Genomic DNA, 20,856 nt, shown 5'->3' with positions numbered 1-20,856 from the left:
CGGTGAAGCCCGCGAAGCAATTGCGGGGTCTGGGGGGATCATCCCCCCAGCGGGTCCAGGGCGGAGCCCTGGCGGGTGAGGTCTGGAGAGGGCAGCGCCCTCTCCAGCCGCCGGGGGCGTTCAACGTCCCAACGAGGAGAAGCGCCATGACGCTGCGTGCGCATCGCATCCTGTCTTTCCTTCTTTGCCTCCTGCCGTGGTTGTTCGTCACGACGCCCGGCCAGTCCGCCCCTCTGTGCGAGCGCGTGGACGCGGTGTTGCGCCGCGCCGTGGAGGAGGAGCGTCTGGCCGGGGCGGTGGTGCTGGCGGCGCGTCACGGACGGGTGGTCCTTGCCGGGGCCTGGGGCTGGTCGGACCGGGAGGCGCGACGCGCCATGCGTCCGGATACGGTGTTCCGCCTGGCCTCCCTGAGCAAGCCCGTGACGAGCGCCGTGGTCCTGGCCCTGGCGGAGCGCGGGGCGCTTTCGCTGGAAGACCCGGTGACGCGCTGGCTTCCCGGGTTCGCGCCGGAACTTCCCGGCGGCGGTCGCGCGGTCATCACGGTGGGGCAGCTGCTCACGCACACGGCGGGGCTGACGTACGGCTTCCTCCAGCCTCCGGGCGGGCCGTACGCCCGGGCCGGGGTTTCGGACGGGCTGGACCGGGCGGGCATCACCCTGGAGGAGAACCTTCGGCGTCTGGCGTCGGTCCCGCTTGCGGGTCCGCCGGGCGGGGCGTGGAGCTATTCCCTGGCCGTGGACGTGCTGGGGGCCGCGGCCGAGCGTGCGGGGGGCGCTCCCCTGCCGGAGCTGACGGCACGGCTGGTCACGGGACCGCTGAACATGCTGGACACGGGATTCCTGGCCTCGGAGCCGGAGCGGCTGGCCGTGCCTTACATGCGGGAAGGGGGCGTGCTCAGGCGCATGGGCGATCCGCAGGCGGTGGCGTTCGGGGCCTCGGGCGCGCGCTTCGCGCCTTCGCGCATCACCGATGCCGGGGCTTATCCCTCGGGCGGGGCGGGGATGTGCGGCACGGCGTCGGACTTCCTGGCGTTTCTGGAGGCCGTGCGCACCGGCGGGACGGCGTTGGGGGCGAAGACGGGCCGGGAGATGACGCGAAATCGCCTGAAGCCGGAACAGGGCGGCCCGGGGCCGGGCTGGGGCTTCGGGTACGGGGCCGCCGTGCTGCTGGACCCGGCGGCGGCGGGGAGTCCCAGCGCCAAGGGGACGTGGCGCTGGAGCGGGGCGTACGGGGCCTTTTTCCTGGTGGACCGGGCCACGGGCCTGAGCCTGGTGGCCCTGACCAACACCACCCCCGACGGCATGGACGGGGAGTTTCCCCGGGAACTGGTGCGGGCGGTGTACGGCCGCTGAGGCCGGTCGCGTCCGCCCTGGGCGGACGGACCGGCGCTCCGGACGTTGCGGCTAGACCCAGGCGACGCGGGCCTCGCGGCGCGGAGGCACGAGGCGGTAGGCGTGGCGCGGCCAGCCCAGCATGAGCCCGCCGTGCAGGGCCTGTCCGTCCTGGAGTCCCAGGAGCGCGCGCAACTCCGCCTGCTGGCGCGCGGCGGCCGTGAGCAGGCCCGCCCAGCAGGCCCCGAGGCCAGCCGAGGCCGCGTGCAGCTCCAGGTAGGTGAGGGCGATGGTGCTGTCCACGGCTCCCCAAGGGTAGTCGGCCGGGGTCCACGCGCCCACGAAGGCGGGCGCTGCGCGCATCACCACGTCGCGCCCCTTGTCCCAGAGCTCCACGAGCCTGGGGCGCAGCCCGACGGCGCGCATCCAGCGCGCGCCCAGTCGGGCCATCTCCTGCACGCGGTCCTTGTCCGCGCAGGCGATCCAATGGACGTTCTGGGAGTTGGAGGCCGTGGGGGCGCGCCGGGCCGTCTCCAGGAGCTCCGCCAGCAGGGAGCGTTCCACGGGTTTTCGCCGGAAGGCGCGCACGGAGCGCCGGGCCAGCAGGAGCGAACGCACAGCCTCCTCGCCGGGCAGGGCCGTCGGCTGGGGCAGACAGCTTGCGTCGTCCACCAGGGAGTTGGAGAGCGCCCCGTGGGGGCAGGCGGCCACGCAGTGCCCGCAGGCGATGCAGGCGGGGTCGGGCGTCTCCTGGGGCAGGCCGCTGGCCCGGTCCATGTCGATGCAGCCCACGGGGCAGACGTCGCGGCAGATGCCGTCGCGCGCGCACAGGGTATGGTCCACGGTGATGAGCGTCATGGCGTCCTCGTTTGGGCGTCCCGGCGGAGGGACGGGTTGCCCGGCGTGCCGCGCCCGGCTGGCCGGAACACGCCGGGGGACGAACGGGCGGCTTCTCGCCGGTCCGGCCGTGCGCCGCGCCCGGGATCAGTTGGCGGTGAAGCGCTCGATACGCTCCTTGTAGGCCTTCACGCCCTGGGCGATGCCCTGGGTCAGGCCGTCGAGGTATTTGTCTTCCCGAAGCTTGGCGGCCTCGGCGGGGTTGGTGATGTAGCCCATCTCCACCAGGATGGCGGGCATCTTGGCCCCCAGGAGCACATAGAAGGGGGCCTCGTGCACGCCCCTGTCGCGCAGGTCGATGCTCTTGCGCGCCTGGGCAAGGGCGGCCTGGTGGGCGCTGCGGGCGAAATCGCGCGATTCGGTGAGCTTGGAGGCGTGCATCAGCTCGTCCAGGAGTTTTTGCATGTCCGAGATGCGTTTGGAGTCCACGGAGTTCTCCCGCGCGGCCACGCGCACCTCGGCCGGGGTGGAGGCGAGGTTGAGCGAATAGGTTTCCATGCCTGAGGAGCCAGGGTCGCCGTGGGCGTTGCAGTGCAGGGAGATGAAGAGGTCGGCCTTGCGGGCGTTGGCCATGGCCGTGCGCACCTCCAGGGGCACGTACTTGTCCTGGGTGCGGGTCATGAGCACCTCGAAGCCCAGGCGTTCCAGATGCTTGGCCAGGAGCCTTGCGGCGCGCAGGTTCACGTCCTTCTCCCAGAGCCTGCCGGGGCCGCGCGCGCCCGAATCGCGCCCGCCGTGGCCCGCGTCCACCATGACGGTGCGTACGGTGAGCCCCAGCTGTTCCACCAGTTGGCGGGCCATCTTCTTGCGCGCGGGAGTGGCCAGGTTCACGCCGGGCGAGGCAGGGGGCTCGTCGGCCAGGGCCTTGGGTTCCGGGGTCTTGCCGGGCCGGGGCTTTGCCTCGGGGGTCTTGTCCGCCTGGGCTTTCCCGGGCGCGGTCTTCCCGGGCGCTTTTGGGGGGGCCTTGGAGGCCTCGCCCTGCACGTCCACGATCACCCGGAAGGGGTTCTCCAGCACGAAGACGTTCTGGCTCTTGAGGTTTTCCACCTCCACCACCAGCCGGGCCACGTCGGGCTTGAAGTAGCCCAGGCGGGCCTTGCGGGCCACGTCGCCCTTCACGTCGAAGCGGCTGCGCGTGCCGGGGGGGATCACCACGCCGTCGAGGTCGACGTAGAGGTGGCGCACGCCGCCCGAGGCCGGGTCCGGCGGCAGGAGCTGCCAGCGGAAGGGAACCTCGCCCGAGAGCACGGCCACGATGCGCGAGTAGTCCTGCCCGGAGTAGACCTGCACGTCGGTGACGCGCGCCTTGGCGGGCTTCTTCGGGGCCTGGGCGGACGAGGCTTCCCGGGGCTTGTCCGGCCTGGCGGCCCCGGCCTCAGGGGCCTTGGCCTGCTTGCCGTCCCCGTTCTTGGCGGTCGGGGCCTTCACGGCCGAAGGGGCCTTGGCGGGCGGAGCGGCCTTGGCGGCATCCGTCGCCTGGGCGGCCCGGGCGTCCGGGAGCATGCCCGGGGCCAGCGCCAGGGCCGCCGCGAGGATCAGGAGGAAAAGGCGCACGAACGGTCGCGCCACGGCTACTCCACGGTGACGCTCTTGGCCAGGTTGCGGGGCTGGTCCACGTCCTTGCCCAGGTAGTCGGCCATTTCGTAGGCGAAGAGCTGGAGCGCCGGGAGCAGCAGGAAGGTGGAAAGCGGCCCCCAGACCTCGGGGCATTCCCATTCGTGGTCGGCCTGGAGCCCGGAGCCGGCCCGGGTGAGGGCGATCACCTTGCCGCCACGGGCGCGCACCTCTTCGAGGTTGGACTTCACCTTGGGGAAGAGTTCGTCGCGCGGAGCCAGGGCGAAGGTGGGGAACTTGGGGTCGATGAGGGCGATGGGGCCGTGCTTCATCTCGCCCGAGGCGTAGCCTTCGGCGTGGATGTAGCTGATCTCCTTGAGCTTGAGCGCCCCCTCCAGGGCCAGGGGGAAGCACTGGCCCCGGCCCAGGTAGAGGAAGCTGGTGGCGTCGGAGTAGGCCCGGGAGAGTTCCCCCGCGCGCGAGCGCATGCGCGGCAGCTCGGCCTCCAGGATGCCGGGCAGGCTCTCCAGGGTCTTCACGCAGTGGGCCGTGGCCTCGGCGGGCAGCACGCCCTTCTGCTGCCCCCAGTGCAGGGCCAGCAGCGTGAGCAGCGTCAGCTGGGAGCACATGGCCTTGGTGGAGGCCACGCTCATTTCGGGGCCGGCCTGGGTGTAGACCACCCGGTCGGACTCGCGCGAGACCGTGGAGCCCACCACGTTGCACAGCCCGATCACCGTGGCCCCGCGCTCGCGCGCCAGGCGCATGCCCGCCAGGGTGTCGGCCGTCTCGCCCGACTGGGAGATGGCCAGCACCGTGTCGCCCGGGCCCACGATGGGGTCGCGGTAGCGGTACTCGGAGGCGATCTCCACGCGGGTGGGGATGCGCGCCCAGCTCTCCAGGAGGTACATGCCCCAGAGTCCGGCGTGGTAGCTGGTGCCGCAGGCCAGGATGGTCAGGCGTTCGGGGGGGGCCAGGCCGTCGAGTTCGGAGAGGTTGGCGCGCCCGGACCTGCGGTCCACGCGTCCGGCGAGGCAGTCGGTGATCACGCGGGGCTGCTCGAAGATCTCCTTGAGCATGAAGTGCTTGTAGCCGCCCTTCTGGGCCGCCTGCACGTCCCAGGTGATGTGCTTGACCTCCTTGGCCACGGGGGCCAGCGTGGCCACGTCGAGCACCTGCCAGGAGTTGGCGTCGATGCGGGCCATTTCGCCGTCTTCCAGGAAGACCACGTCGCGGGTGTAGGGCAAAAAGGCCGGGATGTCCGAGGCCAGGAAGTTCTCGCCCACGCCCACGCCCATCACCAGGGGGGAGGACTTGCGCGCGGCGTAGAGCACGCCCGGGTGGTCGCGCGAGACCACGCACACGGCGTAGGAGCCGTCCACGCGGCCCAGGGCCATGGAGAGGGCCTTGTCCAGGCTGCCGGTCTCGGCCAGGCAGCGCCCCAGGAGCTGGGCCAGCACCTCGGTGTCGGTCTCGGAGGAGAAGGCGACGCCCTGGGCTTCAAGCTCCTCGCGCAGCTCCTGGTAGTTCTCGATGATGCCGTTGTGCACCAGGGCCACGCTGCCCTGCTGGTCCTGGTGGGGGTGGGCGTTGCGCTCCACGGGCAGGCCGTGGGTGGCCCAGCGGGTGTGGCCCATGCCCGAGGTGGCGGTGAGGGCCGGTGTTTCCTCCAGCTTGCGGGCCAGGTTGGAGAGCTTGCCTTCGGCGCGCAGCACCATGAGCTGCCCGCGCTGCACGTAGGCCACGCCGGCCGAGTCGTAGCCCCTGTATTCCAGGCGTCCCAGCCCTTCCATCACCACGGGGACCGCGGGCCGGTGCCCGCTATAGCCGATGATGCCGCACATGGTAGTTCCTTGCTGTCGGTTTTTGACAAGTTCCGGAAACGGCACTTCCAGGAATGTCCGGCCCTGTCAAGGCGGTGGTTTCTGGTCAGCGGTCCAGGAAGTAGGTGGCGCGCACCCGCTGGGAGAGGTTCAGGTAGAAGATGGCCGTGGAGGCGGCGGCCAGCGCGGGAAGGGCGTTGGCCAGCACCTGTCCCGTGGCCATGGAGTGCACCTCGTCGGGAAAGTTGAGGAAGTAGATGAAGCAATACTGGATGCCGCTGGCCAGCGGGGCCAGGAACCAGGCGATCTTGGCGAACATCACCGAGCCGCGCTTGCGCCGGAAGAGCGAGAGGCCCGCCCAGAACATGACAGCGCCCACCACCAGGGCCAGCACGTTCTCGGCCGTGAGCCCCTTGGCCACCTCGGCGGCCAGCTCGCGCGAGATCTCGCCCGCCTGCTTGAGGGCCTCCATGTAGCGCAGATTGCGCGAGACGATGGCCGCGCAGATGAGCGGCACCACCATCATCATCACCCAGCAGAGCAAGCGCAGCCAGCCCTTCACCCCGGCCAGCCGGTCCTTGAGGTCGCGCTCCTCGGGGGTAAGGACGGATTCCAGGGCCACCTTTTCCACGAAGCCCGGCAGGTACTTGACCAGCTCGCGCACGGCGCGGCCCCGGTGGCTGCGCCAGTTCTTCTGTTCGGGGGCCATTTCGGCGGCGGTCTGCTTGAGTTCGAGGTCCACGAAGAGGGGGTCGTAGCCGAAGCCGTTCTCGCCCCGGGGCTCGCGGGCCAGGTTGCCTCGCCACACGCCGTGGAACACCAGTTCGTGCCCGTCTGGGGCGTGCACGGCCACGCAGGAGATGAAGCGGCAGGCGCGCTTGTCGTCGGGCACGTCGGCCATGGCCTCCAGGAGCTTGGCGTTGTTCTCGGCGTCGGTGGCCTGGTCGCCCGCGTAGCGCGCCGAGCGCACCCCCGGCGCTCCGGCCAATGCGTCCACCTCCAGGCCCGAGTCGTCGGCCAGGGCGATGAGCCCCGTGGCCTCGCTCACGGCCTTGGCCTTGATGCGGGCGTTCTCCTCGAAGGTGGCGCCCGTTTCCTCAATCTCGCCCACCTGGGGGAACTGGTCGAGCCCCAGCACCGCGATGCCGGCGCCCTCCATGAGCGCCTGAAGCTCCTTGACCTTGCCCTGGTTGCGGGTGGCCAGAACGACCTGCGACACCTATGCCTCCTCCTTGTGGTTGGCCCCGGCCCGCCAGAGTCCGTCGTGGCGGGGGGCGGAGTGCGCCTCCACGTCCACGTCCTCGGCGGCGGTGACCGGCGGCAGCACCAGGCGCACCACGGTGCCCTTGCCCACTTCGCTTTCCAGCTCCACGGAGCCGCCGATCTCGTCCAGGATTTTCTTGATCATGGCCAGGCCAAGCCCGGCGCCCTGGTCCTTGGTGGAGAAGAACGGGTTGAACACCTGGTCCAGGTTTTCCGGGGGTATGCCCCGTCCCGAGTCTTCCAGTTCGATGACCACGCGGTCGGCCCGCCGGTAGCAGCGCAGCACGAGCGTGCCGCCCTCGGGCATGGCCTCCACGGAGTTCTTCACCATGTTGATGATGCACTGCTTCACGAGTTCCGGGTCGCCCTTGGCCAGGGGCAGGCCCGGGGCGGCGTCCACCGTGGCCTCGATGCCCTGCTTCTGCATGCCCAGGCCCATGAGCTCCATGGTCTGGGAGGACACCTGGGAGGCGTCGAAGCGGCCCTCCATGCCCTGGGTGGGTCGCGAGAAATTGAGCAGGCTCTTGAGGATCTTGTCCAGGCGGCCCGATTCCTCCAGGATGATGGACACCTTGGCCCGGGCCTTCTCGTCCAGCGCGCCCGATCGCAACAGCGAGTTGGCGAACCCGGCGATGGCGAAGAGCGGGTTGCGGATCTCGTGGGCCACGTAGGTGGAGAGTTCGCCCACGGCGGCCAGCTTCTCCGACTGGCGCAGGCGGCGCTCAATGGACGTGGCCTGGGTGATGTCGCGGCGCAGCACCACCACGTGGGAGAGCGCCCCGGCGCCGTCCATCACGGGATAGAGGTAGACCCGGAAGTAGCGCAGCTGCCCCTCGTGGTCCACCACGGTGTGCACCTGCTCGCTCCTGCCGCCCTTGCGCACCATCTCCCACTGCTCCACGTCGGCGGCGGGCTCGCAGATGCCCTTGAACCCCGCGAGCGACTCCCAGCAGGAGCGCCCCTGGAAGTCTTCCCGGTCGCCGCCCAGGCGGTCCAGCGCGGCGCGGTTTACGTCCACCACGCGGGCCTGGGCGTCGAGAATGACGATGTCGTCGGGGATCTGGTCGATCACCGAGGAGAGGAGATTGCGTTCCTGGGCCAGGTCCAGCGCGCAGGCGGTGTCGGGCCTTTCGGCAGGAGGATCGCTCATGGCCTTTTTCTACCCGCTTCGTCCTGGGAGTCAAACGGAAAAGCCGACCCTGCGGGCGGGAAAGCGGGCCTCACGCGCTCACGGGCGGGGTGATGGGCACGCCGTGTTCGCGCAGGATGCGCTCCACCTCCATGTGCGTGCGCGAGAGGGCCTTGCCGGCGTTGTCCAGGTCGTCCACCCAGAAGGTGATCCGAAAGACCATTCCCTGCGCCCCGAAGGCCTTGAGCTGCGCCGACGGGGCGGGCGAGGCCAGCACTCCGGGCGCGCCGGATGCCGCCCGGGCCAGGAGCGCCTGCACCTGGGCCGTGTCCGAGCCGTAGGCCACGCCCACGTCCAGGTGGCGGCGGATGCGCCGGTCGTTGTGGGACCAGTTGAGGATCTTCTGGGCGATGAGTTCCGAGTTGGGCACGAAGAGCGTGGCGTTGTCGAAGGTCTGCACCACGGTGTTGCGGATGTTCACGCGTTTCACCACGCCCCAGGTCTCTCCGATCTGGAGCACGTCCCCGGCCTGCACCGCGCGTCCGAAGAGCAGGATGAGCCCGGAGATGAAGTTGTTGATGATGTTCTGCAGCCCGAAGCCCACGCCCACCGAGAGGCCGCCCGCCACCACGGCCAGGCTCGTGAACCCGGCCCCCACCGTGCGCAGGGCCGCCAGGGTGTAGACGCCCCAGATCACGTAGGTGGCGATGGTCTCCAGGAGGTTCACCACGCCCAGCTCCAGGCCCGGATAGCGCCGGGGCAGGTCCGTGACCAGGCGGTGGGCCACACGGGTGAAGGCCCGGGCCAGGAAGAATCCGGCGAAGAGCCCGGCGGCCCCGGCCAGATCCAGGCTGAAGCCCTCCTCGCCCAGGTCCTGGCCCACAAGGGCCAGGAACACGCTCGTGCCGCCCATGGACATGGAGAGCCAGAACGTCCAGCACCCGGCCATGGCCAGGGCCACGGCCGGCAGGGCCAGCCCGGAGAGGAGCAGGCGCGCGCACTCGGCGGCAGGCTCCTCCCGTGGTTCCGAGGCGGCGCGGGCGAGCAGGGCGTGCAGCCCCACCCCGGCCTGGAGGAAGGCCAGCAGCAGGAACCAGCCCATGGCGGCCAGCAGCGTCATGTTCACCCAGCCCAGGAGCGCAGGCAGGCAGAGCAGGGGATAGAGCCAGCCGCCCGCCCGGGCCATGCGCCCCCCCAGACTCGGGGCCTCGGCCGGGGACGTGCGCGCGGTGATCCAGCCCGCCCCCAGCAGCGCCAGCACCCAGAGCGCCCCGCGCGGGGCCTCCGGCAGCCAGGGCAGCTGGAAGAGGCAGGCCAGCACGAAGAGCGTCCAGGCCGTGCCCAGCCCGTCGCCGCGGCGCGCGCCGGGCGCGGCCCCCAGGCCGCCCAGCAGGCGCGAGAAGCCCAAAAGACCTCGCGAGAGCAGAATCTCCGCGATGGCCGAGGCCTCGGCCCGCACCATCACGAAGGCCGGACCCGAGGTGGCCCACAGCGTGGCCACCCCCAGGGCGAACCAGGAGAGGAAGAGGAGGCGGCTCGCGGGCGGCAGGTCCGGGAAGCGGCCCCTGGCCTTGCGCAGGGCCAGGAAGGCCCCCAGGCAGAGCACGGCGGCCAGGCCGCCCAGGCGCGGCAGCACGTCCAGCAGGCGGGCGTCGCCGGAGTTGAAGAGGCTCAGGTAGGTGGCGGCCAGGCGGGGGAGGTCCTGCACGCGCTGGGCGGCCTCGGTCCAGGCTCCGGCGGTGAGGAAGCCCTTGCCCTGGTTGAGGTAGTAGTCCTTCCAGGCGCGGGGGATGCGGTCGTTGATGGCCTGGGAGAGCCTGCCGATGCCGGTCTGGATGTCGCGGGTGGGGGAGAGGCCCTGGTCGAGCACGGTTTTCACGCGGCCGAGCTTGCCCTTGAGCTTGCGCAGGTCGCCCAGGAACTCGTTGAGGGTCTTCTGGGCGTCCTCCTGGGGGCCGGTGGCGTGCTGGCGCGCGAACTCGCCCTCCAGTTCGGCCATGCGCTCCTGGAAGTTCTTCAGGTCCACGTCGGCCTTGGAGAAGGGCTGGGCCACGGCCTCCACCTTGGCCTTGAGGATGTCCAGGCCCGCCAGCACGGCGCGCAGCTCCACGGGGCTGGACCCCGAGACCTTGGTGAGCACCATGAGCTCGTCGAGCTTCTTGCGCAGGGCCGAGAGGTCCTGGCGCGTGCGCGAGACCATGCCCGGCAGCTTCTGGGACACGCCGTCCACGTAGTCGATCTGGTATTGCAGCTCCTCGTAGTTGCGCTGGAGCACCAGCTTCCAGCTGTCGGGCGGTTCCTGCGGCGCGGGCTTGTCCTGCGGCTGGGCCTGGGCCTGCGTCTGTTGCTGTGGCTGCTTGTCCTGGGCGCGCGCGGGAGAGGTCCAGGCCAGGAGGGCCAGGGCCAGGGCCAGGGCGGCGAAACGGCGAAACGTCGTGGGGTATGCGTGCATGGGGGCCTCCGGATGGCGGACCGGCCGGGCCTGGTATGGCCCCGGGCCGGGCGGCGGCGCGGTCTGGGCATCTCCCTAGCCAAAGCCGGGGCGCTTGGGAACCCCGGGGCGGCCCCGGGATGCGGCCCCTCCGCCTCGCCCCCCGCCTTGACAGGAACCCGAGGCTGTTTAAGCTATTTGACCGACCGATGCCCAAAGGAGCGAACCATGCCACTCTATGAATACCAGTGCGCCGCCTGCGGCTGCCGCTTCGAGGAACTCGTCAGCGCCCAGGACAAGGCCCCGGCCTGCCCGGCCTGCCAATCGCCCCAGGTTGCCCGCATCCTCTCCGCCGTGAACTGCCCCAACACGGGCAAGTCCATCGCCGACAACCCCGCCTCCGGCCCCTTCCCCACCGGCCTGGGCGGCGGCGGATGCGGCGGCGGGGGCGGTTTTTCCTGAGCCCCCTAGCCCCGGCCGGTCCGGCCGGATGATCGTTCAACGCACACCCCATCAAGACGCCAAAGGAGTCCGTCCATGTCCGACAGCGCCAAGACGCGGCAGCGCGAATTCAAGGCTGACATCGTCAAGCTTCTCGATATCATCACGCATTCCGTCTACACCAACCGCGAAATCTTCGTGCGCGAGCTCATCTCCAACGCCTCCGACGCCCTGGAGAAGCTGCGCTTCGAGCAGAGCCGGGGCCTCAATCCCGCCGATCCCGACCTGCCCCTGGAGATCCGCATCGTCACCGACAAGGACAACGCCGTCCTGACCCTCACCGACACCGGCATCGGCATGAACGAGGCCGATCTGGTGGAGAACATCGGTTCCATCGCCCATTCCGGCTCCGAGGGCTTCCTCAAGGCCCTGGGCGACGACGCCTCCAAGGCCAGCTCCATCATCGGCCGTTTCGGAGTGGGCTTCTATTCGGTGTTCATGGCCGCGCGCAAGGTGGTGCTCACTTCCCGCGCCGCAGACCCTGCGGAGCAGTCCTGGGTGTGGGTCTCCGACGGCCTGGGCGGCTACGAGCTCTTCCCCGCCGAAGGGGAAGTCCCGCGCGGCACGGCCATCGAGGTGCACCTCAAGGACGACGCCAAGGAGTTCGCCGACCCTGCCGTGCTCAAAGACGTGATCAACCGCCATTCCCACTTCATCGCCTTCCCCATCCTGGTGGACGGCGAGCGCGTGAACACCGTGCCCGCCATCTGGCGCGAGCCCAAGAGCCAGGTGAAGCCCGAGCAGTACAAGGAATTCTATACTTTCCTGACGCACGACCCCGAGGACCCCACGGAGACCATCCACATGAACGTGGACGCCCCCGTGCAGTTCTCCTCGCTGGTCTTCGTGCCCGCCAAGGCCGACGAGTACCTGGGCATCCAGAAGCTGGAGCGCGGCCTGGACCTCTACGTGCGCCGCGTGCTCATCGCCAAGGACGCCAAGGAGCTGCTTCCCGAATACCTGCGCTTCTGCCGGGGCGTGGTGGACTCCGAAGACCTGCCCCTGAACATCTCCCGCGAGACGCTCCAGGAGAACGCGGTGCTCAGGCGCATCGCCCACGCCGTCACCAAGGAGATCCTCTCGCGCCTGCGCAAGAAGGCCAAGGCCGACCCCGACGCCTACGCCGCACTCTGGAAGGAGCACGGCAAGATCTTCAAGCTGGGCTACTCCGACTTCCTCAACCGCGAGGCCTACGGCGAGCTCCTGCGTTTCGACGCCTCCAGCCTGGACGCCCCCGGCAAGGTCACCGGCCTGGACGACTACATCTCCCGCGCCCGCGACGGCCAGAAGACCGTCTACTACCTCTCCGGCCCCAGCCGCGAGGCCCTGGAGCTGAACCCGCTCCTGGAGCAGTTCCGGCGCAAGGGCATCGAGGTGCTTTTCCTCTACGAACCCGTGGACGAGTTCGTGCTGGAGTCCATCGGCAGCTACAAGGAGTTCGCCTTCAAGTCCGCCGAGCAGGCCCAGGCCCAGGACCTGGCCGGCTTCGACGACGCCGCGCCCGCCGGACCGGAAACCGCGCCCCTCACCGCCGAGCAGAAGAGCGGCTTCGAGGCCCTGGTCGCGCGCATCAAGGAGGTGCTGGGGCCGCGCGTCAAGGACGTGCGCGCCACCGAGCGCCTGAAGTCCAGCGCCTCCTGCCTCGTCTCGGCCGACGGCCAGATGAGCTCCCAGATGCAGCGGCTCATGCGCATGATGCAAAAGGACGAGTCCGTGCCCGAGAAGATCATGGAGATCAACCCGGACCATCCCCTGATCCGCAACCTGCTGGACATCCAGGCCGCCGATCCGGCCGACCCCTTCATCGCCCAGGCCGCCGAGCAGCTCTACGAGTCGGCCCTGCTCCTGGAAGGCTACCTGGCCGACCCCCACAAGATGGTGGCGCGCGTCAACGCCCTGCTGGAACAGGCCAGCGGCTGGTACGCGGGCCTGAAGAAGGGCGGCGCGGCCTAGCCCGACGACCTCAAGCGCCCCGCCGGACCGGCTCCACGCCGGAACCCGGCGGGGCGTTTTTTTGCGCCGCGCGGGGCGCGGTCAGCGGGCAGGGGCGCGGTGGGTGAACACGGCCAGGGCCACGCAGAGCCAGCCCAGCACGAGCATGGTCCCTCCCGTGGGCGTGATGGGCACGAAGAGGCGGTCGCCCGTCAGGCACAGCTCGTAGAGCGTGCCCGAGAAGGCCAGCGTGCCCGCCGCCAGCAGCCAGCCGCCCGCCGTCAAGAGCTTCCCGGGCCACCGGGTCAGCAGCAGGCCCACCACCATCAGGCCCAGCCCGTGGTACATCTGGTAACGGACCCCGATCTCCCACGTGGCGAGCGCCTCCACGGACAGCCGGGACTTCAACGCGTGGGAGCCCACGGCCCCCAACGCCACCGAAAGCGCCGAGTACACGGCGCCCAGAAACACGAACACGCGGGACATGCCCACCTCCCTCGGATGAATCTCATCTCTGTGGCTGCAAGGTAGTCAATAGGAATCATTCTGACAAGCTCAAGGTGTTGGGAAGGCCATCCGCTGGCATCCGCTGCGCAGGCGAACGCCTGCATGGCGCGTGCGGCGTGGGGCCAGCACCACGTCGCCCAGGGCGTCTCCCGTGAGCAGGAAGGTCATGCCGTCGCGGCGGTAGAAGGCCTTGTTGTCGTGGCTGAAGTAGTCGCCCTTGCTGGCGTTCACCTGCTGGGTGTACTTCCCGTAAGAGTAGGACGGTTGGTCCAGCGCCCCCGGCATGGGCGTAATGGACGCGCCGGGGTCGGGTTGCGCAGGCGTCTGGGTGTCCGGCATGGGCGTTGGCGGGGTGGCGGTGTCTGCGCCTCCCGGGTGATGCCGAGGGCAGCGCCCTCTCTGGTGGGGTCCGAGGCGTTGCCCCGGGGGGGGGGGCTCAGCCGGTCTCGGCGGCGCAGACCCGGTTGCGGCCCTGGGATTTGGCCAGGTAGAGTTGCTGGTCGGCCAGGCGCACCAGTTCCAGCGGCGAGGCCTGCCCGCCGGAGTCGATGGTGGCCACGCCCAGGCTGGCGGTGACGTGCCCGGCCACGTCGGAGGCCTCGTGGGGCATCCCCAGGGCCTCTATGCCCAGGCGGATGCGCTCGGCCAGGGACTTTGCGCCCTCCGGCCCCGTTTCGGGCAGGATCACCGCGAACTCCTCGCCGCCGTAGCGGGCCGTGAGGTCGGCGGCGCGGGCGGCGCAGCTGCCCATGAACGCCCCGATGCGGCGCAGGCATTCGTCGCCCTGAATGTGCCCGTAGCGGTCGTTGAAGTCCTTGAAGCGGTCGATGTCCAAAAGGATCAGCGAGAGCGGCTTGCCCGAGCGGCGGTGGCGCAGGCACTCTGTCTCCAGGGCCTCGTCGAAGCGGCGGCGGTTGGCCAGGCGGGTCAGGCAGTCGCGGAAGCTCAGTTGGGCCAGCTCCTCGTTGGCGCTCTTGAGCTCCTCGGTGCGCTGGCGCACGCGCTCCTCCAGCAGGGAGCGCTCGTCCTGCAGGGCGGCCAGTGCCCGGCGCCGCCCGCGCATGGCCCGCAACAGCAGCAGGATGAGCGACGTCTCCACCAGCACCAGCAGCGCCAGCCCGGCGATCTGCCAGCGGTAGGCCTGCCAGAGCGAGAAGGGGCGGTTGAGCACCTCGCTGCCCGGGGGCAGAGCGGCTGGGCTCACGCCGAAGCGTTCCATGACGCGGTAGTCGAAGATGGGCGTGGTGGGCGAGCGCATCATCACGGGGATGGACCCGGCGGGCGTGCCCGCCAGCACCATCAGCACCAGTTCGGCGGCGGCGCGCCCCTGGTCCGGCCCGGTGAGGATGCGCCCGCCGATCACGCCCGTGCCCAGGTGGAAGTCCCAGAAGGTGTACACCGGGAAGGGGCTCACCTCGCTCACGAGGCGTCCGTTCTCGGCGGGGCTCAGGGCGCGGCCCGCGCCCTGGTCGCTGGTCTGGCCGCAGAGGAACACCAGGGTCTCGCGGGGCAGGGCGGCCAGGCCGACGCGGATGGCCTCCAGGGAGGCGTCCTTGAGCACCGTGACCTGGAAGCGCTCGCGCAGCTTCGGAAACACCGACGCCTCGGCGATCTCGGCGATGCGGGCGCTGCTGGCCTCGCCCGTGGAGATGATGAACGCCAGCGAACGCGTGGCGGGGTGCACCGAGAGGCCCAGCTCCACCGCCCCGGGGACGCTCACCTCCTCGTTGACGCCCGTCACGTCGGCCAGGCCCTGGAGCACGTCGGCGCGGAAGTTGTTGTAGCCGCAGAACACAAGGGGAATGCCCGGGAAGAGACGGTCCCGGTAGTTCCTGGCGAAGTCGAAGGCGGCGTTGTCGGAGACCACCACCACGTCGGGGGGGTAGGAGCGGTACTTGATCTCCATGGCCCGGGCCAGATGCTCCATCTGGCTGCCGTAGGCGAAACGGCGGCTGTCCAGGTACTCGTAGGAGATTTCCACCGGCTGGCCGGAGGCGGCCAGGCGCTCGCGCAGGCCCTGCTCGATGCCGTCGCTCCAGGAATAGCCCCGGTGGTAGGAATTGATGAAGAGAAGGCGGAACACCTTGGGCTCGCTCGCCTGGGAGGGCGCGGCCGGAAACGAAACGGCAAACAGCGCGATCAAGAGCGGGAAGATGAGGCGGGCGGTCCCGGCCGGGTAAAGCGTCATGCGATGCCTCCGGTTGTCAGGTACGCCATGGGATGTTGGAGTTGGGAAGCATGATTGTACATATGCTGCACAATCATACCGGATCAGTCGATATGTTTAAGGACATTAGCGCCGAGTTGCGGCAGGCGCAAGCGCCGAGTGCTGCCGCGACGGCTTCTCATCCGGAGCGGTTCGGGCTACACCCCGGGGCATGGCAACCGAGAAACTCCACCCAAAGCTCCTGTACGCCACCCCCGACGGCTCCATCTACGACCACCCCGACCTGGAGATGCTCGTGCGCCGGGGCGATCAGATGGGCCTGCCCAGGCCCGACGAACTCATCCCCCTGCCCCCCGAGAGCGAGCTGTTCCTGCTGCCCGGACGCTCCGCCCTGGGGTTCGATCCCGAGACGGGCGAGGTGGAGGAGCTGGAGGAACTGGCCGTGGCCGCCTTTGTGAGCCCCGGGCACACGCTTTCGGGAACGTCGGCCTACGTGCGGCGCGAGGGCGCGCCCGTGTTGCCGCTCTTCGCCTACGGGGCCGTGGGCATCGTGGGCGAACGGCTCTACGTCTGCGCCAAGCGGGTGGACCAGGACCAGCGCCAGGTGTTCGCCGGCATCCCCAAGAAGCGCATCACGGCCGGGGCCCGGGCGCTCATGGCGCGTTTTCCCAGGAACCGGCTGGTGAGCCATCTGGCGGGCTGCGCCCTGACGTTCTGCTGCCCGGCCGCGCGCAACCTGGCCCTGGGCCGCTTCGAGGCCCCGCTGCCCACGTCGCGCAGCTGCAACGCCCGCTGCGTGGGCTGCCTGAGCCTCCAGGAGGAGGGCAGCGGCTTCCCCTCCACCCAGAACCGCATCGCCTTCCGGCCCACGCCCGGCGAGGTGCTGGAGGTGATGCTGGCCCACTCCGAGCGCGAGGCCCGGCCCGTGCTGAGCTTCGGCCAGGGCTGCGAGGGCGAGCCCCTCACCGAGGCGGCGCTCCTGGCGGAGTCGGCCGCCCTCTACCGGGCCAAGGGCGGCCGGGGCACCGTGAACGTGAACACCAACGGCAGCCTGCCCGGCGCGGTGGAAGAGCTTGCCCGCGCCGGGTTCGACTCCGTGCGCGTGAGCCTCGTGAGCGCGCGCGCCCCCCTCTACGAGGCCTACACGCGGCCCCAGGGCTACGGCTTCGCCCAGGTGGCCGAGACCGTGGCGCGGGCCAAGGAGGCGGGCCTCCACGTGAGCCTCAACTTCCTCTACCACCCGGGCGTCTCGGACACCGAGGAGGAACTGGAGGCCCTGGGCGGGCTCATCGAGTCCACCCGGGCGGACTTCGTGCAGCTGCGCAACCTCAACCTGGACCCGGACCTCTACGCGGACATCGTGCGCGCAAGCGGCGCGGGCTTCGGGGCGAGCATGGGCCTTGGCAACTTCATGAAGCGCCTGCGCAAGCGCTGCACATGGCTCAAGTACGGCTATTTCAATCCGTTCCTGGGCGAACCGGCCGGGGAGTGAAAGGCCGGAGCCGGCATGGCCCGGTCATGCCGTAAGGCCCGCCTCAGGCAAGCCCCGGGCATCCCGCCGGGTCTGAATCGGGCCAGCCGCACGGCGCGCCCGGGTCACGAAAAAAGCCCCCGCGTCGGCGGGGGCTTTTCGATTGCACAGGTGCGGCCCGTGGATCATTCCTCGGCGAGGCTCACCTGGACGCGTTCGCCGTCCTGGGGCAGGCGCTCGATCTCGCCGATCACCCAGGCCTGTTCGTGCAGGGCGTTCAGGCGGTTCATCACGTCTTCCAGGATGTCCTTGCCCACCACGAGCACGAAGCCCACGCCGCAGTTGAAGGTGGTGAGCATCTCGGGCCAGGTGAGTTTACCCGAGTCCTTGAGCCAGCGGAACACGGGGGGCATGGGCCAGCTGTCCATGGAGACGCGCGCGGCCACGCCCCGGGGCAGGATGCGCGGAATGTTCTCGTAGAAGCCGCCGCCCGTCACGTGCACCATGCCCTTGATGGGGAAATCGCGCAGGAGGTTCAGCACGCTCTTCACATAGATGCGCGTAGGGGCCAGCAGGGCCTCGGCCACGGTCTGCGATGCCCCGGGCAGCAGGTCGTTGGGGCGCAGGCCCGACTCGGCCAGGATCTTGCGGATGAGCGAATAGCCGTTGGAGTGCGGCCCGGACGACTTGATGCCGATGACGCAGTCGCCGATGCCGATGGACGAGCCGTCCACGATCTTGGTGTTGTCCACGATGCCCACGCAGAACCCTGCCAGGTCGTAATGGCCGGGGGGGTAGAAGTCGGGCATCTCGGCGGTCTCGCCGCCAAGCAGGGCGCATCCTGCCTCGGAACAGCCGTGGGCCACGCCCTTGATCACGCGCTCCGCGGTGTCCACGTCGAGCTTGCCGGTGGCGAAGTAATCAAGAAAGAACAGGGGTTTCGCGCCCTGCACCAGGATGTCGTTGACGCTCATGGCCACCAGGTCGATGCCCACGGTGGAGTGGCCGTCGAACTCGAAAGCCAGCAGGAGCTTGGTGCCCACGCCGTCGGTGGAGGAGACGAGCACCGGCTCCTCGTAGGACTGCAGATCGAGTTTGAAAAGGCCGCCGAAACCGCCTATGTCGGTGATGACACCCTTGTTGAACGTGGCCTGGGCCAGGGGTTTGATGCGGTCCACCAGCCGCCCGGCGGCGGTGATGTCCACCCCGGCGCGGCGATAGGCATCGGCGCGGTCAGTCATGGGGGAAGGGCTCCTTCGATTGGTTGGGGGGAGCTTATGCCTTCCGGGCTCCAAATTCAAGGAGGTGGAGGATGGGCGACGCATGGAAACGCACGTTGGTCGCTACGGCCGTGCTGGCGGCGCTGGCCGCGCCCGGGGCGGTCCGGGCCGAGGGCGAGCGCAAGGACAACACCCTCACCACCAGGGATTTCCAGAACCAGGACCCGCAGGGCACGCTGCGCGCCGGACAGAACGAGCGCGGCGACAACGAGATGGTCATCGAGCGCAAGCCCAAGCAGCCGCAGCAGATGCCGGACATGGGTCCCATCTACGTTGTGCCCCAGGTGAACCAGGGGCCCAGGCCTCTCCAGCCGCCGGTGGTGCTCCCCGTGCAGCCGGGCGGCAGGCGCGGGCCGTAACGCGTCGTTGCGTCGCAGCCGCCCGGCCAGGCTGCGGGCGCGGTCGGCGACGCATCGCCTGGCCAGGCGGGGCGAACCCGCCAGGGAGGTAGACCATGCATCCCGCGAGTCTTTGGAAACCCCTCGCCGAGGGGCGCGTGCAGTGCCGCCTGTGCTGCCACTTCTGCCTGATCGACCCCGGCGCGCGCGGCCGCTGCGGCGTGCGCGTCAACAGGGACGGAGCGCTCTTCACCCTGGTCTGGGACCGCGTGGCGGCCCTCAACGTGGACCCGGTGGAGAAAAAGCCCCTCTACCATTTCCTGCCGGGCAGCCTCACCTTTTCCTTCGGCACCATGGGCTGCAACCTGGGCTGCTCGTTCTGCCAGAACGCATCGCTCTCCCAGCCGCCCCGCATGGGCAGGCCCGTGGAGGGCCGCAAGGCCGACCCGGCGGGGCTGGTGGAGGCGGCCCTGGCCTCGGGCTGCCGCAGCGTCTCCTACACCTACTCCGAGCCCACGGTCTTTCTCGAACTCATGGCCGCCACGGCGCGTCTGGCCAAGGGGGCCGGGCTGGCCAACGTCATGGTCACCAACGGCTTCATGAGTCCCGAGTGCCTGGACGAACTGGCCCCCCTCGTGGACGCCGCCAACGTGGACCTCAAGGCCTTCACCCCGGCTTTCTACGAGCAGGTCTGCGAGGCGAAGCTCGAGCCCGTGAAGCGCAACATCCGGCGCATGCGCGAGCTTGGCTGGTGGATCGAGCTGACCACGCTGGTGATCCCGGGCCTCAACGACTCCCCCGAGGAGCTGTCGGACATGGCCCGGTTCATCGTGGAGCAGGCCGGGGCGCACACCCCCTGGCACCTCTCGCGCTTCCACCCGGACCATCGCCTGACGGACCGCCCCCCCACGCCCGAGTCCACCCTGGAGATGGCCTGGAGAATCGGCAGGGACGCGGGCCTCGAACACGTCTATGTGGGCAACCTTCCGGGCAACGCCCACAACGCCACGCGCTGTCCCGGCTGCGGGGCCGTCGCCGTGGAGCGCCGGGGCTTCGCGCTGCCCTCAGGCGCGCCGCCCGGGGGGGCCTGTCCCGGCTGCGGAAGGCCCCTGGCGGGTCGCTTCGATTGAGGGCGGAGGCCCCCTGGAAGACCTTTCGGAAGATGAAATGTTGTCCATCTTTTTGGGCCGCGCTTGCCGTGGCCCTGGGGGGCTGCTAGGGGATTTTCATGCGTATTGAATCAGGCCTTGCCAAGCCCGCTGGCAAGACCCGGAAACGGTCCTCCTCCAGTTCTTTTTCATGGGCCCTTATGGCCCTGCTTCTGGGCATGGCATTCTCCTCCGGATGCGCCAAGAAGCCCGCTTGCCTGGTGGAGCAAGACGCCGCCACCCTGTCTTGCTCCCCCACCAAGCTTTTCGCCCTGCCCGAACGGGGCGGAAAGTCCCTCACCGTCACCGCCATGGCCTACACGGCCCAGAGCGTGGGAAAGTCCCGCAAGGGACTCCCGCGCGCAGCCAACGGCGAACTGCTCACCCCCGAGCTGAACGCCATCGCCGTCTCGCCCGACCTCATCGACCTGCACGGGCTCGCCCTGGACCAGACCGTGCGCATCGACGGCCTGGACGGCGAGTACAAGGTCATGGACCTCATGCACGCCCGCCACGAGAAGACCATCGACATCTACTTCGGGCGCGACGCCGCCGGAGCGCGCCAGTGGGGACGGCGCACCCTGAGCATCTCCTGGGACCACCTCCGCCAGGCCCAGGCCGACTAGCCCGCCTCCCTGCCGTCCCTCCGCCGGATTCAGGCAGACCAGCCCGCCTCCCTGCTGTCACCCCAACGGTTCCAGCCCGACGAGTCCGCCCTGCCGCTTTTCCGCCCGTCGGCCTGATGCCGGTTGGCGCGCGTCCGGCACGGGCCGACCCTGCGCATGAGGCGCGCGGCCCGGAGCCTGCCGGTGGCGGCATCCAAGGGAACGCGTCCGGCGCGGACGGCGCGCAAGGCCGTTCGGCTGGCGACCCGGCCGGGCCGTCCTGGCCCCTTGCCAGAAATTCCACCCGTGATGTAGTCTTCACCGGGGATTGTCCCCCATGCGGCGGCCCATCCGCCGCGTTCCGGCCCGATCCGGGGGGCCGGGACGGCCGAGAGCCCCTCCGGCGACGGTTTGCATGCTCAAAAAGGTCCGCATCTTCGATCTCCAGGTCGGCATGTATGTGGTGGACGCCGGGCTCTCCT

General features: G+C 69.9%; 17 protein-coding genes. 7 read left to right on the top strand and 10 right to left on the bottom strand.

Annotation, left to right across the window (positions count from 1 at the left end):
* Window positions 1-146: 146 nt before the first annotated feature.
* Window positions 147-1,352 (top strand): serine hydrolase domain-containing protein, encoded by a 1,206-nt coding sequence (locus ACV4UX_RS10255; RefSeq protein ID WP_491593193.1) that lies wholly within the window; start codon window positions 147-149, stop codon window positions 1,350-1,352.
* Window positions 1,353-1,403: 51 nt separating this feature from the next.
* Here the strand turns inward: ACV4UX_RS10255 and ACV4UX_RS10250 are convergent, their stop codons facing one another.
* From ACV4UX_RS10250 to ACV4UX_RS10225, 6 genes are all read right to left on the bottom strand, one after another.
* The gene (locus ACV4UX_RS10250) at window positions 1,404-2,189 is read right to left on the bottom strand and encodes a nitroreductase family protein (protein ID WP_491593192.1); all 786 of its coding nucleotides are present in this window, start codon (window positions 2,187-2,189) and stop codon (window positions 1,404-1,406) included.
* A gap of 126 nt (window positions 2,190-2,315) precedes the next feature.
* Window positions 2,316-3,797, bottom strand: coding sequence for an N-acetylmuramoyl-L-alanine amidase (locus tag ACV4UX_RS10245; protein ID WP_491593191.1), 1,482 nt, complete (start codon window positions 3,795-3,797; stop codon window positions 2,316-2,318).
* Between the two features lie 2 nt (window positions 3,798-3,799).
* Window positions 3,800-5,623 (bottom strand): glutamine--fructose-6-phosphate transaminase (isomerizing), encoded by a 1,824-nt coding sequence (glmS, locus tag ACV4UX_RS10240; RefSeq protein WP_491593190.1) that lies wholly within the window; start codon window positions 5,621-5,623, stop codon window positions 3,800-3,802.
* An 85-nt stretch (window positions 5,624-5,708) separates the two neighbouring features.
* On the bottom strand, window positions 5,709-6,821 hold the full coding sequence (locus ACV4UX_RS10235; RefSeq protein ID WP_491593189.1) for an XTP/dITP diphosphatase: 1,113 nt from the start codon (window positions 6,819-6,821) through the stop codon (window positions 5,709-5,711).
* Window positions 6,822-8,015 carry a two-component system sensor histidine kinase NtrB gene (locus tag ACV4UX_RS10230; protein ID WP_491593188.1) on the bottom strand — a complete coding sequence of 398 codons (1,194 nt, stop codon included), beginning with the start codon at window positions 8,013-8,015 and terminating at the stop codon, window positions 6,822-6,824.
* A 70-nt stretch (window positions 8,016-8,085) separates the two neighbouring features.
* On the bottom strand, window positions 8,086-10,446 hold the full coding sequence (locus ACV4UX_RS10225) for a mechanosensitive ion channel family protein (protein WP_491593187.1): 2,361 nt from the start codon (window positions 10,444-10,446) through the stop codon (window positions 8,086-8,088).
* A 207-nt stretch (window positions 10,447-10,653) separates the two neighbouring features.
* Here ACV4UX_RS10225 and ACV4UX_RS10220 point away from each other — a divergent pair, with 207 nt between their 5' ends.
* Together ACV4UX_RS10220 and htpG are read left to right on the top strand one after the other, a co-directional pair.
* Window positions 10,654-10,887, top strand: coding sequence for an FmdB family zinc ribbon protein (locus ACV4UX_RS10220; protein ID WP_491593186.1), 234 nt, complete (start codon window positions 10,654-10,656; stop codon window positions 10,885-10,887).
* A 75-nt stretch (window positions 10,888-10,962) separates the two neighbouring features.
* A complete protein-coding gene (gene htpG, locus ACV4UX_RS10215; protein ID WP_491593185.1) occupies window positions 10,963-12,879 on the top strand; it encodes a molecular chaperone HtpG in 1,917 nt (638 codons plus the stop codon).
* 81 nt (window positions 12,880-12,960) lie between these two features.
* Here htpG and ACV4UX_RS10210 read toward each other — a convergent pair whose 3' ends face one another.
* From ACV4UX_RS10210 to ACV4UX_RS10200, 3 genes are all read right to left on the bottom strand, one after another.
* Window positions 12,961-13,344 (bottom strand): DUF423 domain-containing protein, encoded by a 384-nt coding sequence (locus ACV4UX_RS10210; RefSeq protein ID WP_491593184.1) that lies wholly within the window; start codon window positions 13,342-13,344, stop codon window positions 12,961-12,963.
* A 69-nt stretch (window positions 13,345-13,413) separates the two neighbouring features.
* Complete coding sequence (locus ACV4UX_RS10205) at window positions 13,414-13,704, bottom strand: hypothetical protein (RefSeq protein WP_491593183.1); 291 nt, start codon at window positions 13,702-13,704, stop codon at window positions 13,414-13,416.
* 97 nt (window positions 13,705-13,801) lie between these two features.
* Entirely contained in the window at window positions 13,802-15,553 is a 1,752-nt protein-coding gene (locus tag ACV4UX_RS10200; RefSeq protein WP_491593182.1) for a diguanylate cyclase domain-containing protein, read from the bottom strand.
* A 190-nt stretch (window positions 15,554-15,743) separates the two neighbouring features.
* Between ACV4UX_RS10200 and ACV4UX_RS10195 the strand changes: the two genes are divergently transcribed.
* Complete coding sequence (locus tag ACV4UX_RS10195) at window positions 15,744-17,024, top strand: radical SAM family protein (protein ID WP_491593181.1); 1,281 nt, start codon at window positions 15,744-15,746, stop codon at window positions 17,022-17,024.
* A gap of 164 nt (window positions 17,025-17,188) precedes the next feature.
* Here the strand turns inward: ACV4UX_RS10195 and purM are convergent, their stop codons facing one another.
* The gene (gene purM / locus ACV4UX_RS10190; protein WP_491593180.1) at window positions 17,189-18,244 is read right to left on the bottom strand and encodes a phosphoribosylformylglycinamidine cyclo-ligase; all 1,056 of its coding nucleotides are present in this window, start codon (window positions 18,242-18,244) and stop codon (window positions 17,189-17,191) included.
* Window positions 18,245-18,315: 71 nt separating this feature from the next.
* Here purM and ACV4UX_RS10185 point away from each other — a divergent pair, with 71 nt between their 5' ends.
* The 3 genes from ACV4UX_RS10185 (at window position 18,316) to ACV4UX_RS10175 (ending at window position 20,395) form a co-directional block, all read left to right on the top strand.
* Window positions 18,316-18,642: a hypothetical protein gene (locus tag ACV4UX_RS10185; RefSeq protein ID WP_491593179.1), complete on the top strand. Its 327-nt coding sequence runs from the start codon at window positions 18,316-18,318 to the stop codon at window positions 18,640-18,642.
* A 95-nt stretch (window positions 18,643-18,737) separates the two neighbouring features.
* A complete protein-coding gene (amrS, locus tag ACV4UX_RS10180) occupies window positions 18,738-19,751 on the top strand; it encodes an AmmeMemoRadiSam system radical SAM enzyme (protein WP_491593178.1) in 1,014 nt (337 codons plus the stop codon).
* 197 nt (window positions 19,752-19,948) lie between these two features.
* The gene (locus ACV4UX_RS10175) at window positions 19,949-20,395 is read left to right on the top strand and encodes a hypothetical protein (protein WP_491593177.1); all 447 of its coding nucleotides are present in this window, start codon (window positions 19,949-19,951) and stop codon (window positions 20,393-20,395) included.
* Window positions 20,396-20,856 lie beyond the last annotated feature (461 nt).

This window comes from Fundidesulfovibrio sp., assembly GCF_058402725.1.
This window is presented reverse-complemented; position numbering and strand designations above follow the sequence as displayed.

What these genes read in the sequence shown, in the direction of transcription:
- ACV4UX_RS10175 (WP_491593177.1), top strand. Translation starts at nt 19,949, where the DNA reads ATGGCATTCTCCTCCGGATGCGCCAAGAAGCCCGCTTGCCTGGTGGAG.
- ACV4UX_RS10195 (WP_491593181.1), top strand. Translation starts at nt 15,744, where the DNA reads ATGGCAACCGAGAAACTCCACCCAAAGCTCCTGTACGCCACCCCCGAC.
- amrS (WP_491593178.1), top strand. Translation starts at nt 18,738, where the DNA reads ATGCATCCCGCGAGTCTTTGGAAACCCCTCGCCGAGGGGCGCGTGCAG.
- ACV4UX_RS10200 (WP_491593182.1), bottom strand. Translation starts at nt 15,553, where the DNA reads ATGACGCTTTACCCGGCCGGGACCGCCCGCCTCATCTTCCCGCTCTTG.
- ACV4UX_RS10230 (WP_491593188.1), bottom strand. Translation starts at nt 8,015, where the DNA reads ATGAGCGATCCTCCTGCCGAAAGGCCCGACACCGCCTGCGCGCTGGAC.
- purM (WP_491593180.1), bottom strand. Translation starts at nt 18,244, where the DNA reads ATGACTGACCGCGCCGATGCCTATCGCCGCGCCGGGGTGGACATCACC.
- ACV4UX_RS10205 (WP_491593183.1), bottom strand. Translation starts at nt 13,704, where the DNA reads ATGCCGGACACCCAGACGCCTGCGCAACCCGACCCCGGCGCGTCCATT.
- glmS (WP_491593190.1), bottom strand. Translation starts at nt 5,623, where the DNA reads ATGTGCGGCATCATCGGCTATAGCGGGCACCGGCCCGCGGTCCCCGTG.
- ACV4UX_RS10250 (WP_491593192.1), bottom strand. Translation starts at nt 2,189, where the DNA reads ATGACGCTCATCACCGTGGACCATACCCTGTGCGCGCGCGACGGCATC.
- htpG (WP_491593185.1), top strand. Translation starts at nt 10,963, where the DNA reads ATGTCCGACAGCGCCAAGACGCGGCAGCGCGAATTCAAGGCTGACATC.
- ACV4UX_RS10185 (WP_491593179.1), top strand. Translation starts at nt 18,316, where the DNA reads ATGGGCGACGCATGGAAACGCACGTTGGTCGCTACGGCCGTGCTGGCG.
- ACV4UX_RS10255 (WP_491593193.1), top strand. Translation starts at nt 147, where the DNA reads ATGACGCTGCGTGCGCATCGCATCCTGTCTTTCCTTCTTTGCCTCCTG.
- ACV4UX_RS10225 (WP_491593187.1), bottom strand. Translation starts at nt 10,446, where the DNA reads ATGCACGCATACCCCACGACGTTTCGCCGTTTCGCCGCCCTGGCCCTG.
- ACV4UX_RS10210 (WP_491593184.1), bottom strand. Translation starts at nt 13,344, where the DNA reads ATGTCCCGCGTGTTCGTGTTTCTGGGCGCCGTGTACTCGGCGCTTTCG.
- ACV4UX_RS10220 (WP_491593186.1), top strand. Translation starts at nt 10,654, where the DNA reads ATGCCACTCTATGAATACCAGTGCGCCGCCTGCGGCTGCCGCTTCGAG.